This is a genomic window from Paractinoplanes hotanensis, assembly GCF_023717965.1.
GTDB classification, from domain to species: Bacteria; Actinomycetota; Actinomycetes; order Mycobacteriales; family Micromonosporaceae; genus Actinoplanes; species Actinoplanes polyasparticus.
On sequence record NZ_JAMQOL010000012.1, the window covers coordinates 171,329 to 186,993 of the forward strand.

Annotated in this window: 13 protein-coding genes and 2 pseudogenes; 6 read left to right on the forward strand and 9 right to left on the reverse strand. The window is 69.5% G+C overall.

The window, feature by feature from the left end; genetic code table 11:
• Nucleotides 1–15: 15 nt before the first annotated feature.
• The 3 genes from LXN57_RS10630 to bla all read right to left on the reverse strand — a co-directional run bounded on the left by LXN57_RS10630 (nt 16) and on the right by bla (nt 1,985).
• Nucleotides 16–705, reverse strand: coding sequence for a hypothetical protein (locus LXN57_RS10630; protein WP_251797870.1), 690 nt, complete (start codon nt 703–705; stop codon nt 16–18).
• Nucleotides 706–747: 42 nt separating this feature from the next.
• A complete protein-coding gene (locus LXN57_RS10635; protein ID WP_251797871.1) occupies nt 748–903 on the reverse strand; it encodes a hypothetical protein in 156 nt (51 codons plus the stop codon).
• 152 nt (nt 904–1,055) lie between these two features.
• On the reverse strand, nt 1,056–1,985 hold the full coding sequence (bla, locus tag LXN57_RS10640) for a class A beta-lactamase (protein WP_251797872.1): 930 nt from the start codon (nt 1,983–1,985) through the stop codon (nt 1,056–1,058).
• 92 nt (nt 1,986–2,077) lie between these two features.
• On the opposite strand from bla, the gene LXN57_RS10645 reads away from it, so the two are divergent.
• On the forward strand, nt 2,078–3,262 hold the full coding sequence (locus LXN57_RS10645; RefSeq protein WP_251797873.1) for a M20 metallopeptidase family protein: 1,185 nt from the start codon (nt 2,078–2,080) through the stop codon (nt 3,260–3,262).
• A 388-nt stretch (nt 3,263–3,650) separates the two neighbouring features.
• Here LXN57_RS10645 and LXN57_RS10650 read toward each other — a convergent pair whose 3' ends face one another.
• Nucleotides 3,651–4,001, reverse strand: a complete 351-nt coding sequence (locus tag LXN57_RS10650; RefSeq protein WP_369077274.1) for a GH36 C-terminal domain-containing protein — start codon at nt 3,999–4,001, stop codon at nt 3,651–3,653.
• Between the two features lie 18 nt (nt 4,002–4,019).
• A pseudogene (locus tag LXN57_RS48285) lies at nt 4,020–4,350 on the reverse strand (alpha-galactosidase); the annotation flags it as partial.
• 234 nt (nt 4,351–4,584) lie between these two features.
• On the opposite strand from LXN57_RS48285, the pseudogene LXN57_RS10655 reads away from it, so the two are divergent.
• The 5 genes and pseudogenes from LXN57_RS10655 (at nt 4,585) to LXN57_RS10675 (ending at nt 12,678) form a co-directional block, all read left to right on the forward strand.
• Nucleotides 4,585–5,456: pseudogene (locus tag LXN57_RS10655) on the forward strand (ROK family protein).
• Between the two features lie 303 nt (nt 5,457–5,759).
• Nucleotides 5,760–8,087, forward strand: a complete 2,328-nt coding sequence (locus tag LXN57_RS10660) for a beta-L-arabinofuranosidase domain-containing protein (RefSeq protein ID WP_251797875.1) — start codon at nt 5,760–5,762, stop codon at nt 8,085–8,087.
• A gap of 29 nt (nt 8,088–8,116) precedes the next feature.
• Nucleotides 8,117–9,223: a ricin-type beta-trefoil lectin domain protein gene (locus LXN57_RS10665; RefSeq protein ID WP_251797876.1), complete on the forward strand. Its 1,107-nt coding sequence runs from the start codon at nt 8,117–8,119 to the stop codon at nt 9,221–9,223.
• Between the two features lie 21 nt (nt 9,224–9,244).
• Nucleotides 9,245–10,858, forward strand: coding sequence for a glycoside hydrolase family 27 protein (locus LXN57_RS10670; RefSeq protein ID WP_251797899.1), 1,614 nt, complete (start codon nt 9,245–9,247; stop codon nt 10,856–10,858).
• Nucleotides 10,855–12,678 carry a family 43 glycosylhydrolase gene (locus tag LXN57_RS10675; RefSeq protein ID WP_251797877.1) on the forward strand — a complete coding sequence of 608 codons (1,824 nt, stop codon included), beginning with the start codon at nt 10,855–10,857 and terminating at the stop codon, nt 12,676–12,678. Before LXN57_RS10670 ends, LXN57_RS10675 begins: the two co-directional genes overlap by 4 nt.
• A 64-nt stretch (nt 12,679–12,742) precedes the next feature.
• On the opposite strand, the gene LXN57_RS10680 is transcribed toward LXN57_RS10675, so the two are convergent.
• The 4 genes from LXN57_RS10680 to LXN57_RS10695 form a co-directional block, all read right to left on the reverse strand.
• A complete protein-coding gene (locus LXN57_RS10680) occupies nt 12,743–13,015 on the reverse strand; it encodes an SAM-dependent methyltransferase (RefSeq protein ID WP_251797878.1) in 273 nt (90 codons plus the stop codon).
• Nucleotides 13,012–13,866: an SGNH/GDSL hydrolase family protein gene (locus LXN57_RS10685; RefSeq protein ID WP_251797879.1), complete on the reverse strand. Its 855-nt coding sequence runs from the start codon at nt 13,864–13,866 to the stop codon at nt 13,012–13,014. The genes LXN57_RS10680 and LXN57_RS10685 overlap by 4 nt, the downstream gene beginning before the upstream one ends.
• A 67-nt stretch (nt 13,867–13,933) precedes the next feature.
• Nucleotides 13,934–14,758 carry a carbohydrate ABC transporter permease gene (locus LXN57_RS10690; protein ID WP_251797880.1) on the reverse strand — a complete coding sequence of 275 codons (825 nt, stop codon included), beginning with the start codon at nt 14,756–14,758 and terminating at the stop codon, nt 13,934–13,936.
• On the reverse strand, nt 14,755–15,639 hold the full coding sequence (locus LXN57_RS10695; RefSeq protein WP_251797881.1) for a carbohydrate ABC transporter permease: 885 nt from the start codon (nt 15,637–15,639) through the stop codon (nt 14,755–14,757). The genes LXN57_RS10690 and LXN57_RS10695 overlap by 4 nt, the downstream gene beginning before the upstream one ends.
• Nucleotides 15,640–15,665: the final 26 nt, after the last annotated feature.

A 15,665-nucleotide genomic window follows, 5' to 3' on the forward strand; every position in this document is an offset into this window, starting at 1 on the left:
CCCGACATGCCGGCCTCAGTCCGCCACCGTGTCCAGCCAACGGTTGTACCGCAGGCGCAGGGCGCGCTCCGAGCTGCCGAGCGTCGCGCTGACCACCAGCACGATGTTGACCCAGGCCGGCCCGTCGATGGGCGACTCGAGTACGCCGAAGCGCTCGGCCAGCGGAGGGAATCGGGAGATCGACTCGATGGTCTGCGGCAGGCCGAGAAGCAGGGGAACGACGATCAGGACGAGGGACAGCACACCGATCCAGCGGCTGAGCGCGGGACGTTCGCGGTCGAGGCGGGCGCGGCGCCCCTCGGCCGAGCGCGGGTCGGGCACGAGCTGCTGCTCGGATCCGTCGTCGGCGACGAAGTGGCAGCGCCGGATGCCGAAGGCCGACGTCATCACCTCGATCGTGCCGCCCTCGATCGGGAAGACGGCGGGGAGCCGCACCCGGGCGTAGCGCAGGTCATCGCGGTACAGGTGCGCTTCGGTGTCGCCGTTGTCGTCGCTCTTCAGGTGGTTGACCTCCACGGCGTAGACCACGGGCCGTCCCGCCGCGGCGTCTGCGGGCAGATAGAGGAGGGATCGGGACAGCGTCTGCCACCAGCGGAATCGCTTCAGCGGGCGCCCGTCGCCGGGCTTGATGCGCTGGATGGCCCGCCGCCTGCGCCATTCGCCGAACACCAGCCGATCACCCGGCCCGGCGCAGAGCGGGCTCATGACTGAGCAGGTAGAGCTGATGCGGCAACGGCATGGGCGGCATCAGGCGAGCACGGTCACGAGCAGGGCCCCGAGCAGGGGCGCGATCAGAGGAAATCTGCTCGGGGCGGCGGCGATGCCGGCGATGAGCGGGTACGCGGCGCCGAGCAGACCCGAGAGCAGCGTGACGGTGTCGAATGTCTGAGCCAAGAGATCCACGGCAGTTCCTCGATGGGCGGGATACGCGAGTCACGCCAGTCGACACTGTGTCCCCGGAACAGGGTCAAGGCGGCCGAGGAGTCCGCATAGCACACGGCCGGCCGCCGCATCGAGGCCTGACGATGAGGACACGCACGACCGTCGGAGCCGACCTATCGAGTGCCTTTCAAGGTCGTGATGACGATCTTGGTCGCCTCGGCGATCAGGGCGTCGGCCGAGGGCGCGTCGGGCACACCGCGGTCCGACTGGATGGCGATGACGAGGGGGCTACCGCTGGTGGGCCAGACGACGGCGATGTCGTTCCGGGTGCCGTATCCCCCGCTGCCGGTCTTGTCGCCGACCTTCCACCCGGACGGCACGCCGGCACGGATGTACGGGTCTCCGGTCGTGTTACCGACCAGCAGGTCGACCATCTTCCGCCGCCGGGGCTCGGGCAGCACGTCACCGAGGACGAGCCGGCGCAGGTCGGTGCCGAGCGCCCGCGGCGTGCTCGTGTCCCGTTTGTCGCCCGGGACAGCCTCGTTCAGCGCCGGCTCGTTCCGGCTCACATCGGTAATGTCGTCGTCGATCTTCCGCAGTTCACGTTGCAGTCCCTTGGGGCCGCCGACCCGCTCCAGCAGCAGATTGGCGGCCGTGTTGTCGCTGTGCTGTACCGCGGCCGCGATCAGGGCGTCGACCGTCATCCCGGTGGCCACGTGCTTCGAGGTGACGGGCGCCCACTCCAGCAGGTCGGCTTCGGTGTATTTCACGACGCGTCGCAGGTCGGCGCCGGACAGGCGGCGAAGCAGAACCCCGGCCAGCAGGGCCTTGAAGGTCGACGCGTGCGCGAAGCGCTCGTCCGCGCGATAGCCGGCCGTGCGGCCGGTTCCCGTGTCGATTGCGTGGACGCCCAGGCGTGCGCCGAATCGACGTTCGAGCTCCCGGAAGGGCCGGGTGTCGGAGGCTGCCACCGCGGGCAGCGACGGGGAGCTCGACGGCGTGGGCGGGGAATCCGCCGCCTCCACGCCGCAGGCGCTCAGCAGCGCGCCGGCCAGAACGAGAATAAGTGCGCCGATGATCGGGCGCCGGTTCTCATGGCTCATGTCTTCGAGCATGCCGCTTCGGCAAAACGCATGGTCGGCCGGCCCGCGAATTGGTGATGCGGCCGATCAACGGTGGAGGGCATGATCTGCCGGTGACGAAACTCGACCAGGAACTGATCGCGCTCCGCCGCCAGATCCATCGTCACCCCGAGCTGGCCGGCGCCGAGCGGCAGACAGCCGGGCTGGTCGCGGAGCAGTTGCGCGCGGCCGGGCTCGAGGTGACGACCGGCGTCGGCGGGCACGGAGTCGTCGCGGTGCTCGACGGGTCCGCGGACGGTCCGGCGGTGGCGTACCGGGCGGACATGGACGCCGTCGACGCGCGGACGAACGTGCTGCCCATCCCACGGTCGGGCCGGGTCTTCGACGAGGGCTTCGCCTCGCGCGCCCCCGGCGTCGAGCACCTGTGCGGGCACGACCTGCACACCGCGATCGGCGTCGGCGTCGCCCGGACGCTGGCTCGGGGATCCGAACCCGTACGGGGCCGGTTGGTGTTCGTCTTCCAGCCGGCCGAGGAACCCCTGCGGGGCGCACGCGCGATGCTCGAAACCGGCCTGGTGCAACGACTCGCGCCGCGCGAGTTCTATGCGGTCCACTGCAGCCCCTTCCCCGCCGGCACCATCGCGGTCTCGCCGGGATACGGCTTGCCCGGGCTCGACCACGTCCGGATGGTGCTGCCGGGTGGTGACGAATCGGTTGCCGCCGCCGTCGCGTCCGAGGTGGCCGCGCTCGGCACCGTCGAGTTCCCCCGCAGCATCGACGAATATCAAGCACGCTTCCAAGCGTTGGTAGCGCCACAGATCGCCGCGGCCGATCAGGAATCCGTCTGCGTCGCCCACTGGACCGCGCAGACAGCCGATGGGCATCCCGCCACCGAGGTTCTGCTGCGGGTCTGGCCGCAGGAAAGGCTTCCGGAGCTGCGCGCGCGGATCGAGCGGATCGCGGTGGCAGCAGGCGGGCACGTCGAACACCCGGTCGACCCGTTTCCCGCCCTGGTGAACTCGGCCGAGCTCAGCACGGCGGCCGGCCAGTACCTGACGACGGCATTGGGTCCGGAGTCCGTCGTCTGGGCCCGGGCATCGTGGCCCTTCAACTGCGAGGATTTCGCCCTGTTCCTCAACGAGGCGCCGGGCGCGATGCTCTATCTCGGCGTCGCCGACACCGCGACGGGGATCAACGGCGCGCCCCACGCCCCCGACGAACGCGCGATCGGTCACGGCGTACGTGCCATGGCCGGCCTGCTGACCCACCGGCTCGCCGTCTCCCGGCCGTCGAGCTGACGGCCGGGAGGCGCTCCCCGTACGAGTGCTCAGCCGGCTCGGCAGGACAGGTCCCGGGCCGGCATCCTGCCGTCGGCCAGCCAATCCGTGGTGATGTTCAGCGCGCAGGCGTTGGTGTGGACGAGGAAGACGCCCACGTCTTCGGTACATGTCCAACCTCCTGCCATTCTTCGTCAGCATTCGGTAGAGATGCGACACCGTGTCGTCGGAACACAGTCAAGAGCCGACCGGCGTACGCACAGACGCTGTGTCCCGGTCGAGCGGCGAGCAGCCACGCCTCAGTCGAGGACGGCGGTGGCCTCGATCTCCACGAGGAACTCGGGCGTGTCCGACGCTGCCTCGAGTGCAGCCTGGGTTCCAGGGACACAGTCAAGACGCGGCCGCCGCCTCAGCGTTGGGCCACGAGCCGGAGGACGACGATGGACAGCGGCGCCGGGGGTGGCCCGGGAAGCCCGACGTCGGCCAGGGCCGCACCGCTGACGGAGGCCGCCGGAGGTTCGTAGGAAGGCCACGCGGCTGGGTCGATCCGTTCGATCGCGTACCGCGCCGACCGGTCCAGGCCCGGGATCCGGAATCGGGGCGGCTCGTGCGGGAGCTCGTCGAGCTGGGCGTACGCCAAGATGGCGGCCGATCCGTCCGGTGCGACCACGCCGTACGTCCACGCGTCCTCGACGGTGGCGTCGAGCCGGACGGTTCGTCCGGTGTGCAGCAGGCCGCGGTTCGCCTTGTAGACGTCGATCCAGCCGGCAAGGCCGGCGAGGTCGTCGTCGGTGGCCGCGGTGAGGTCCCACTCGATGCCGAAGTGGCCGAACAGGGCGGTGCCCGCGCGGAAGGCCAACGGCAGGGTACGACGGGTCTGGTGGGACCGGGGCGAGCTGACGCGCGCCCAGATACTCGGGCGGCACCAGTTGGGCGGTCCACCGCTGGATGGCCTGACGGGCCAGGGCGTCGTTCTGGTCGGACGTCCACACGCGTTGCGCGCGTTGCAGCACCTCGAGATCGACCCGGCCGCCACCGGAGGCGCAACTCTCCCACAGCCGGCGGCGGACGCACCTCTGTCCATCGGCGCACTGGCGGTCACCCGCCATCTCCTGGCCCACGGCCCGGCCACCCGGGGCGACCTGGGCGATCTGCTGCGGGTCTCGTCCGCGTCGATGTCCCGCCTGGCTCGCGCCCTCGTTGAGGAAGGCCTCGTCGCCGAGAACGCCGAGCCGGTTCCCGGCGTCGGCCGGCCCCGCCAGATCCTGTCCGTGGTGCCCGGCGCCCGTCACGTCGCCGGCTGCAAGATCACCGGCACCACGGCGTACGGCGTCGTGTGCGACATGCTCGGCGACGTCAAGGCGACCGCGCAGGCGGCTCTGCCCGCGCGCCGGGCCGACGGCTCGGTCCCCGTCGTGGCGACGGTGCGTGTGCTGACCCGGCTGGTGGCCAGGCTGGGACGGCGGGTGCCCTCCCTGGACGGCATCGGCATCTCCCTCGGCGGCGTGGTCCGTGATCGGTCCGTCGTCCGCGAGGGCACATTCCTGGGCTGGCGTGACGTCGACCTGGCCACGCCTCTGCGGGAACGAACCGGGCTGCCGGTGGTGATCACCAACGACGTGACAGCGCTCGCGCGCGAGCAGCTGTGGTTCGGCGCGGCCGCACCCACGCGACCTTCGGCGTCATCACCGTGGGCGCCGGCCTCGGGTTCGGCGTCGTCCGCGAGGGCCACGTCGTCGAACAGCTCATCGACAACGGGCACCTGCTCGCCCACGCGCCACTGGACAACCACGGCCCCCCATGCGGAATAGGGCACCCCGGCTGCGTTGCGGCCTACCTCAACCGGGACGACCTCGAAGGCCACGCCTCCGCCCTCGCCGGGGAGCCCGTCACCCTCGCCGATCTCATCGGACGCAAGGCCGCCGGCGACAACACCGCGACCACGCTCATCGACGATGCCGCCCGGGCTCTCGGGCACCTGGCCGCCACCTTCGCCGGCGCTCTGCAGACGACCCGCATCGTCCTGGCCGGCGAGGACATCGACACGTTCGCCGCCTCGCCGGCCATGACCGAAACCGTCGCCGACCGGCTGCGCGCCGGGCCCGGCGAGACCCAGCGCTGCCGCCTCGACATCACCATCGCGCCGTCCAGCTTCCATGGCTGGGCGCGGGGAGCAGCGGTGACCGGCATCCAGCACGTGCTGGGCGCCGTCTGATCACGGACGAAGGTCAGCCCGGCTCTTCCAGACCTGACGGGCGCACGGCGGAAAAGTGTTCTCGCCATTATCGAAAAGTCATCACTAAAAAACTGATATGAGACGCGGCACCCCTCCGCCACCTGCAAGAACACGTCAGCATGCCAAATTGCATTGACGTCGGTGCATCGGCTTATGCACGACTTCATGGCACTTACTTGAGTACTCAGCGGACCGTGCCGTAACATTCCCGACGCGGTTGTTAACGTTCACCTAACAATCGGCCCGCCCCCGAATCCGGCTGAACCGTGCTTTGGAGTCGCCATGTCCTCGTTACCCCTGAGCCGTCGTCATCTGCTGCAGGCCGCCGGCGTCGGCGCACTGGCCTCCACCGGTGGCGGCGCCTTGCTGGCCGGACCCGCCGGCGCGGCGGTGCTGCCACCGGCCCGGCCCGACATCGGTGTGTCGGCCTATCCCTTCGACCTGGGACAGGTCAGGCTTACTGCCGGTCGCTTCCGGGACAACGAGACACGCACCCTGAACTACCTCAGGTTCGTCGATGTCGACCGGCTGCTGTACGTGTTCCGCGCCAACCACCGGCTGTCCACGAACGGGGCCGCCGCCAACGGCGGATGGGATGCCCCGAACTTCCCGTTCCGCAGTCACATGCAGGGCCATTTCCTGACCGCCTGGGCGCAGGCGTACGCGGTGCTCGGCGACACCACCTGCCGCGACAAAGCCAATTACCTGGTCGCCGAGCTGGCCAAGTGTCAGGCGAACAACGGCGCCGCCGGATTCAACGCCGGCTATCTGTCCGGCTTTCCGGAGTCCGACATCACCGCGATCGAAGCGGGCACGCCCGTGGCCGTTTCGTACTACTGCATCCACAAGACCCTGGCCGGGTTGCTCGACGTCTGGCGGTACATGGGCAGCACGCAGGCCCGCGACGTCCTGCTGAGGCTGGCCGGCTGGGTCGACTGGCGCACCGGCCGGCTCAGCTACAGCCAGATGCAGACGGTGCTGAACACCGAGTTCGGCGGCATGAACGAGGTGCTGACCGATCTCTACCAGCAGACCGGCGACGCCCGCTGGCTCACCACCGCGAAACGGTTCGACCACGCCGCGATCTTCGACCCGCTGGCCGCCAACCAGGACCAGCTCAACGGCAAGCACGCGAACACCAACATCCCGAAGTGGGTCGGCGCCGCGCGCGAGTACAAGGCGACCGGCACGACCCGTTACCGCGACATCGCGTCCAACGTCTGGGCGATGGTCACGAACGCTCATACGTACGCCATCGGGGGCAACAGCCAGGCCGAGCACTTCCGGCCTCCCAACGCGATCGCCGGATACCTCGGCAACGACACATGCGAGCACTGCAACACGTACAACATGCTGAAGTTGACCCGCGAGCTGTGGCTGCTCGACCCGAACCGGGCCGACTACTTCGACTACTACGAGCGGGCGCTGCTGAACCATCTGATCGGCGCGCAGAACCCGGCCGACAACCACGGCCACATCACGTACTTCACCCCGCTCAAGCCCGGCGGACGGCGCGGCGTCGGCCCGGCGTGGGGCGGGGGCACCTGGTCGACGGACTACAACAGCTTCTGGTGCTGCCAGGGCACCGGCATCGAGACCAACACCAAGCTGATGGACTCGATCTACTTCTACAACGGCACCACGCTGACGGTGAACCTGTACGTGCCGTCCGTGCTCACCTGGAGCCAGCGCGGGATCACCGTCACCCAGTCCACGACCTATCCGGTCAGCGACACCTCCACCCTGACGTTGTCCGGCGCCATGAGCGGTTCGTGGAGCATCCGGGTCCGCATCCCGGCCTGGACCACCGGCGCGGTGATCAGCGTCAACGGCGCCGTGCAGAACGTCACCGCGACCCCGGGCAGCTACGCGACCGTCACGAGAACCTGGGCGGCCGGTGACGTCGTGACGGTGCGACTGCCGATGCGCGTGATCATGAAGGCGGCCAACGACAACCCCAACATCCAAGCCATCACGTACGGACCCGCGGTGCTCTGCGGCAACTACGGCAACACCGCCCTGTCCGCGGCGCCGTCGCTGAACGTGTCGTCGATCGCCCGCACCAGCACCGGCAGTCTCGCGTTCACCGCGACGGCGAACGGCGCCACGGTGAACGTCGGCCCGTTCCACGACGCTCAGGGCTTCAACTACGCCGTCTACTGGAACACCGGGACCTCCGGCGGCACCGGCACGACCTTCAAGCTGGTCAACGTCAGCACCGGCCTGGTCGTCGGGGTGCAGAACATGTCCACCGCCGACGGTGGCCTGGCCGTGGCCTGGGGCGACACCGGCACCGCGGACCATCGGTGGGTCCGGGTGACCGACGGCTCGGCGTTCCGGTTCCGCAACGTCAACAGCAACAAGGTGCTCGGCGTCGAGAACATGGGAACCGGTGACAACGCCCGCGTCCTGCAGTGGGGTGACACCGGCACCGCCGACCACCGCTGGACCCTGGTCGCCAACAGCGACGGCTCCCACCGCATCCGCAACGTCAACAGCGGCAAGGTCCTCGCCATCCTCAACGGTTCCGGCACCTGGGGCGCGCAGGTGGTGCAGTACGCCGACAACGGCAGCCCCGCCAACAACTGGCGCCTGGTCCAGGTCAGCTGAGCCCCGGAGAACCTGCGAAAGGAGCACCGATGCCCAGGTCCAGAAGACCGATCCTCGCCGCCGTCCTCGCGGCCGCGCTCACCCTCACCGGCATCATCACCCATCCCGGCGTCGCCGCGGCGGCGGAGTCCAACGGCGGGGTCCGCGTCATGCCGCTCGGCGACTCGATCACCGAGGGGACCCAGGTTCCCGGCGGCTATCGCATCGGCCTGTGGCAGCGGTTGTCCGGCGCCGGCTACCGGGTCGACTTCGTCGGCACGCAGTTCAACGGTCCGGCGGCGCTCGGCGACCACGACCATCAGGGCCATCCGGGCTGGCGCATCGACCAGATCGACGCCAACATCACCCGGTGGCTGGCCAGTGCCAACCCGCGCACTGTTCTGCTGCACATCGGCACCAACGACATCCTGCAGAACTACAACGTGGCGTCCGCGCCGAGCCGGCTCTCGGCCCTGATCGACCACATCACCGCGGCCGCACCCGCCGCCGACGTGTTCGTGGCCACGCTCATCCCCCTGGCCTCGGCCGGGCAGGAAGCGGCCGCCCGCACCTTCAACTCCACCCTTCCGGGCATCGTGCAGAGCAAGGTGAGCAGCGGCAAACGGGTCCACTTGGTCGACATGCACGCCGCGTTGACGACCGCGGATCTGATCGACGGCATCCATCCCACCGCCGGCGGCTACGACAAGATGGCCGCGGTCTGGTACGCCGCGCTGCGGTCGGTGCCGGGCACCATCGGCACTCCCGGCGGCACCCCGACAGGCGGCGCCCTGGCCGGCGCCGGATCCGGGCGTTGCCTGGACGTGCCGGGCAGCAACACCGCCAACGGCACCCAGCCGGTCATCTGGGACTGCAACGGCGCCGCCAACCAGAGGTGGACCGTCTCCGGTCAGGCGCTGCAGTCACTGGGCAAGTGCCTCGACTCGCCGACGAACGCCGGCCCCGGGGTCAAGGCGCAGCTGTGGGACTGCTCCGGTGCGGCGAATCAGCGCTGGAACCTGAACGCGAACGGCACGATCAGCAACGTCGCGTCCGGGCTGTGCCTGGACGTCAAGGGCAATGCCACCACCGCCGGCAGCCTCGTCCAGCTGTGGACCTGCACCGCCGCCGCCAACCAGATCTGGACGGGTCGATAAGCCATGAGACGTCTGAAGACCATGCTCGCGGCGGGCCTCCTGCTGCTGGGCACCATGACCGTCGCGACCGCCTCGCCGGCCCAGGCCCTGGACAACGGGGTGGGACGCACGCCGCCGATGGGGTGGAACAGCTGGAACACCTTCTTCTGCAACATCAACGAGTCGCTGATCCGGGGAATGGCCGACAGCATGGTCACCACCGGCATGCGAGACGCCGGCTACCAGTATGTGGTGGTCGACGACTGCTGGATGAACCCCAACCGTGACTCGAGCGGCAACCTGCAGGCCGATCCGACCCGCTTCCCCAGCGGCATGAAGGCGCTCGGCGACTACATCCACAGCAAGGGCCTGAAGTTCGGCATCTATCAGGCCCCGCTGGACAAGACCTGCGCGCAGTACTTCGGCAACTACCCGGGCGCCACCGGCAGCCAGGGCCACGAGGCCCAGGACGCCCGGCAGTTCGCGGCCTGGGGCGTCGACTACCTCAAATACGACTGGTGCTCCCCCACCGGCACCATCAACGAGCAGGTGGCCACGTTCGCCAAGATGCGCGACGCGCTGGCCTCCACCGGCCGGCCGATCCTCTACAGCATCAACTCGAACAGCATCCACTCGAAGACCGGCCCCCAGCGCGACTGGGGCGATGTGGCGAACATCTGGCGCACCACCGAGGACATCCAGCTCGTCTGGAAGACCAACCAGGTCAACGACTACCCGATGGGCGTGCAGAACATCATCGACGTCAACGTGCCCCTGGCCGGGTACGCGGAGCCGGGCGGCTTCAACGACCCCGACATGATGGAGGTCGGCCGGGGCACGCTGACCGACACCGAGCAGCGTTCCCACTTCGCCATGTGGGCGGTCATGGCCGCGCCGCTGATCGCCGGCAACGACCTCCGCTCCATGTCCGCCGCCACCCAGACCATCCTGAAGAACCCCCGGCTCATCGCCATCAACCAGGACACGCTGGGCCGACAGGGCGCCCAGGTCGCGGGCGACAGCAATCAGCGCGTACTCGCCAAGCGCCTGTCCAACGGCGACGTCGCGGTGGCCCTGTTCAACCAGAGCAACGCCACCCGCACCATCTCCACCACGGCCGCGTCGATCGGGAAGACCGGGGCGTCGTCGTACTCCCTGGTCGACGCCTGGACCGGCGGCACGACCACCACCAGCGGCACGATCAGCGCCAGCGTGCCCGCACACGGCACGGCCGTCTACCGGGTCAGCGGCGGAACCACCGGCGACCCGCAGACACCGGCCTCGACCAGCCTGGTCAGCACCTCGTCCGGACGCTGCCTGGACGTGCCGAACAGCAACACCGCCAACGGCACCCAGCCGGTCGTCTGGGACTGCAACAACGCCGCCAACCAGAGGTGGACCACCTCCGGGCAGACCCTGCAGGCGCTGGGCAAGTGCCTCGACTCACCGGCCGGCGCCACCGCGGGCGCCAAGGCGCAGGTGTGGGACTGCAACGGTGGCACCAATCAGCAGTGGACGTTCCAGAGCAACGGCACCATCCGCAACAACCAGTCCGGCCTGTGCCTGGACGTGAACAACAACCAGACCGCCAACGGCACCCTGACTCTGCTGTGGACCTGCACGGGCGCGACCAACCAGCAGTGGAGCCGGCGATGACCGCCCGCCTCCGTCGTGCTCTCGCCTCGATCACCGCCGCGCTCTGCGCGATCGCGCTGATCCCCGCCGGCGCTCAGCCGGCCCGGGCCGACAACCCGATCGTGCAGACGATCTATACCGCCGACCCGGCGCCGCTGGTCCACAACGGCCGGGTGTATCTCTACACCGGCCACGACGAGGACAACTCGACGTACTTCACCATGAAGGAATGGCGGGTGTACTCCTCGGCCGACATGGTGAACTGGACCGACCACGGCTCCCCGATGAGCGTCGCCACGTTCGGCTGGGCCAGCGCCGACGCGTGGGCCGGCCAGGTCGTCAACCGCAACGGCAAGTTCTATTGGTACGTACCGGTCAAGAACCGGACGACCGGGCGGATGGCCATCGGCGTCGGCGTCTCGACCAGCCCGACCGGCCCCTTCACCGACGCCATCGGGCGACCCCTGGCCGAGAACGGCGAGATCGATCCGAGCGTGTTCATCGACGACGACGGTCAGGCCTATCTCTACTGGGGCAACCCGAACCTGTGGTACGTCCGGCTGAACAGCGACATGATCAGCTACAGCGGCGGGGTGACCCAGATCCCGCTCACCACAGCGGGTTTCGGCACCCGCACCGGTAACACCAGCCGCCCGACGCTGTACGAGGAAGGGCCCTGGGTCTACAAGCGCAACGGCGTGTACTACAACGTCTTCGCCGCGAAGTGCTGCTCCGAATTCATCGGCTACTCCACAGCGCCGGGACCGACCGGCCCGTGGACCTATCGCGGCACGGTCATGCCCACCCAGGGCAGCAGCTTCACCAACCACGCCGGAGTCATCGACTTCAACGGCGGGTCGTACTTCTTCTACCACAACGGCGCCCTGCCCGGCGGGGGCGGCTACACCCGCTCGGTAGCCGTGGAGAAGTTCACCTACAACGCCGACGGCACCATCCCCACGATGACCATGACCACGGGCGGGGCCCCGCAGAACGGCACGCTCAACCCGTACGCCCGGCAGGAGGCCGAGACGATCGCCTGGAGTTCCGGGGTCGAGACCGAACCATCGTCCGAGGGCGGGATGAACGTCGCCAACATCGAGAACGGCGACTACGTCAAGGTGAAGGGCGTCGCCTTCGGCAGCGGGGCCACCTCGTTCACGGCCCGGGTCGCGTCGGCCACCAGCGGCGGGCGGCTCGAGGTACGCACCGGTGGCCCCACCGGCGCCCTGGCCGGGACCTGCACCGTGCCCGGCACCGGCGGCTGGCAGGCCTGGACGACGGTCTCGTGCGGGCTGACCGGCCTGGCCGGCGCCCAGGACCTCTACCTGAGGTTCACCGGCGGCAGCGGCTTCCTGTTCAACGTGAACTGGTGGCAGTTCACCGGCGCCGCCACCGGCGGGAATCTGCTCACCAACCCCGGGATGGAGGACGGCACCACCGGTTGGCAGGTGAACGGCAGCGGCACACTCACCGCGGGCTCCGGCACGGTTCGCAGCGGAACGCGGGCCCTCGCGATCACCGGCCGCACCGGAGCATGGAACGGCCCGGCCCAGGACGTGACGTCCCGGATCACCAACGGCCGGGCCTACACCACCAGCGTGTGGGTCCGCACGCAGAGCGGCACACCGAGCGCCAAGGCCACCCTGGCCCTGACAGCCGGCGGCACCACCAGCTACCTCCAGCTCACCCCGGCCGCGACGGTGAACGCGAACGGCTGGACGCAGCTGTCCGGCAGTGCCACACCGTCATGGAGCGGGACGCTGTCCAGGGCAGTCCTCTACGTCGAGACCACGGCGGGAACCGACAACCTGGTGATCGACGACGCCTCTTTCCAATGACCGATGGTTGCCGGATGACCCGGCCCGGCCGACCTCCAGGGATCGGCCGGGCCGGCCGCCGGCACTACGGCTTACGGCCCACGCCGCCGTACTGATCGATCTCGCGCACCTCGGTGTCCGGTCGCCATCGGGTGACCGCCAGGCCGTTGCTGCCGGCGACGACGAACGGCTCGGCCGGCGCACCCGGGACCAACCGGTGGATCGTCGACGGCTGGACCTGCTGGGCGCCGGTGGCCGGGCCGAGATCGGACACGAGGAGGTGGCCCTGCTCGGCGATCCAGACGGGACCCTCGAGGAACGAGAAGCCACCCTGCAACCGCGGGGCGGACAACGTCATGCGCGCCGGCCGTCGCCGAGATGCTCGACGATCCGGGCCAGGACGAACCGCTGGCCGGCTCGGCTGAGGTGAACGCCGTCCGACTCGAGCAGGTCGCTGTGGCCGGGATCGATGATGGCGGCGTGCAGATCGACGGCGCGGGGGTCGACCTTGCGGACGACGTCGGCGACCTCGGCCACGGCGGCGGCCTGCCAGCGTACGGGCGAATCGCGGAAGAACTCGTCGATGCGGCGCTGGTCGACGGCCGGCGGGGTCATGACGGTGACCGCCGCACCCAGCTCGCGGGTGACGAGATCGATCAGCGCCCGCAGGTTTCGTTCCGTCTCGTCCACAGTGCTCATGCGGTAGCCGCTGTCCCGGCCGTGCGCCCGGGCGTCGTTGGTGCCGAGCATCAGCAGTACGTGGGTGGGCTGGGCCGCCGCCAGCAGGTCGAAGCGTTCGAGCACGTCCGCGGTGGTGTTGCCGCTGACGCCGAGGTTGACCAGCGTGGCCGCGGGCGCGCCGGCCAGGGCGAGCGATTGGTCCAGGAGGTCGAACCAGCCGAGGCGATCCGCGGTTATCGAGTCACCGACCGCAACGATCACGTCATCGGGCCGGAACGGCAGCTGGGACAGGGCAAGCCGGAACGGTTCGTCGGCCAGCAGCCGGGCCGCGGCGGAGCGGCTCTCCTCGGCGAGCGAGAGCTCCAGGGAGCTGATCGTCGCGGGCGAGCTGTCCAGCATCTGGGCGAGGAGCTCGGTGTGCAGCTCGTCGCTGACCGGGAAACGCTGCAGCAGCGGCCACGACCGGGTCCGGGTGTAGCGGACGAAATGCCGGCGGTCGTCGTCGGTGAAGTCTTGAGCGCCGGTCATGCGGCCCTCTCCACGGCAGTCTCCGGCAACCGCGGAGCGTTCGGGGTCAGGTGTGTCAGGTCCATGGTCAACCCTTGATCGAGCCCTGCAGGAGCGCGGCGACGAAGCGGCGCTGGAAGATGAGGAAGACGGCCAGCGTGGGCACCAGGATCAGCAGCGCTCCGGCGCACAGCAGCGGGATGTCGGTGCCCCACTGGCCCTGGAACGCGCCGAGCGCCCCGGCCATGGTGCGTTTGGCGGGATCGTCGACGAGCACGATGGCCAGCAGGAACTGGTTCCACGTCCAGAGGAACAGCAGGATGGCCAGCGACGAGAGCGCCGGCATGGCCAGCGGCACGTGCACCCGCCAGAACAGCTGCCAGGTGCCGGCGCCGTCGATGCGCGCGGCCTCGGACAGGTCGTCGGGCATGGTGACGAAGTGCGCCCGCATCCACACCACCGAGAACGGCATGAACAGGCCGATCAGCGGCAGGATGATGGCCCAGCGGGTGTTGAGCAGTCCCATGTCGCGAATCTGGTAGTACAGCGGCGTGATGATGCCCTCGAACGGCAACGTGAGGCCCAGCAGGAAGATGACGAAGCCGATCCGGTGCCCCGGCACCCGCAGGTGTCCGAAGGCGAAGCCGGCCATGGTGCCCAGCAGCAGCGAGATCGGGACGACGCCGAGCACGATCAAGCCGCTGGACAGCAACAGCGTGCCCATGTTGGCCGCGCGGAACGCGTCGGCGAAGTTGCCCCACTGCGGGCTCTCCGGCCACGACAGTCCCGAGGGGTAAGTGCCGGCGGGGTGCAGGGCCGTGACGAACAGACTGAGGAACGGGACGACGGTGACGACCATCAGCAGGACGAGCAACACCCGCCCGAGCCAGGTCTCGCGACGGTTGACGATCATCGGGAACCGTCCCTGGTGAGTCGCTGCAACGGAAGGACGACGGCGAGTACGAGGAACACCAGGGCTACGGCGAGGGCCGAGGCCCTGCCGACCTCGCGCTCCGAGAAGGCGAGATAGTAGATCTCCAGGCCGGGCACCATGGTGCTGTTGCCCGGTCCGCCCTGGGTGGCGATGTAGACGATGTCGAAGCTGGCCAGCGCGGCGATCACGGTGACGGTGACGCACACACCGATCTCCTGGCGCAGGCTGGGCAGGGTGATCGAGAAGAACTCGCGGACCGGTCCCGCGCCGTCCAGGCGAGCCGCCTCGTACAGCGCCGGATCGATCTTGCTCATGCCGGCGAGCAACAGCAGCGTGCAGAGACCCACCAGGACCCAGGCGCCGATGACGCCGACCGCGGCGAGGGCGGTGTCGAAGTCGCCCAGCCAGGCACGGGTGACGCTGTCGAGGCCGACCGCGGACAGCAGCTCGTTGGCCAGGCCGGTGGTCGACAGCAGCCAGCTCCACATGATGCCGGCCGCCACCAACGGGATGACCTGAGGCAGGAACAGCACGGTGCGCGCGACCGTGGCCAACCGGCTCTGGGCGATGCCCCGGATGGTCGCCGCGACGAACAGGCCCAGCAGCACCGGGATCAGGCTGAAGAACAGGATCAGCTCGAACGCGTGCAGAATCGAGGCGAACAGCTCGGAGTCGGTGAACAGCCGGCGATAGTTGTCCAGCCCGACCCAGGTCGACGCCCCGATGCCGTTCCAGTCGTACAGCGAGTACTGCACCGTGAGCAGCAGGGGGCGCAGCACGAAAGTGGCGTACATGACGACGGCCGGGAGCGCGAACAGCCAGCCGAGCCAGGCGCCACGGGGGCGGCGCGCACGTCGCACGCGCCGCCCCGTCGCGGGAGCCGACA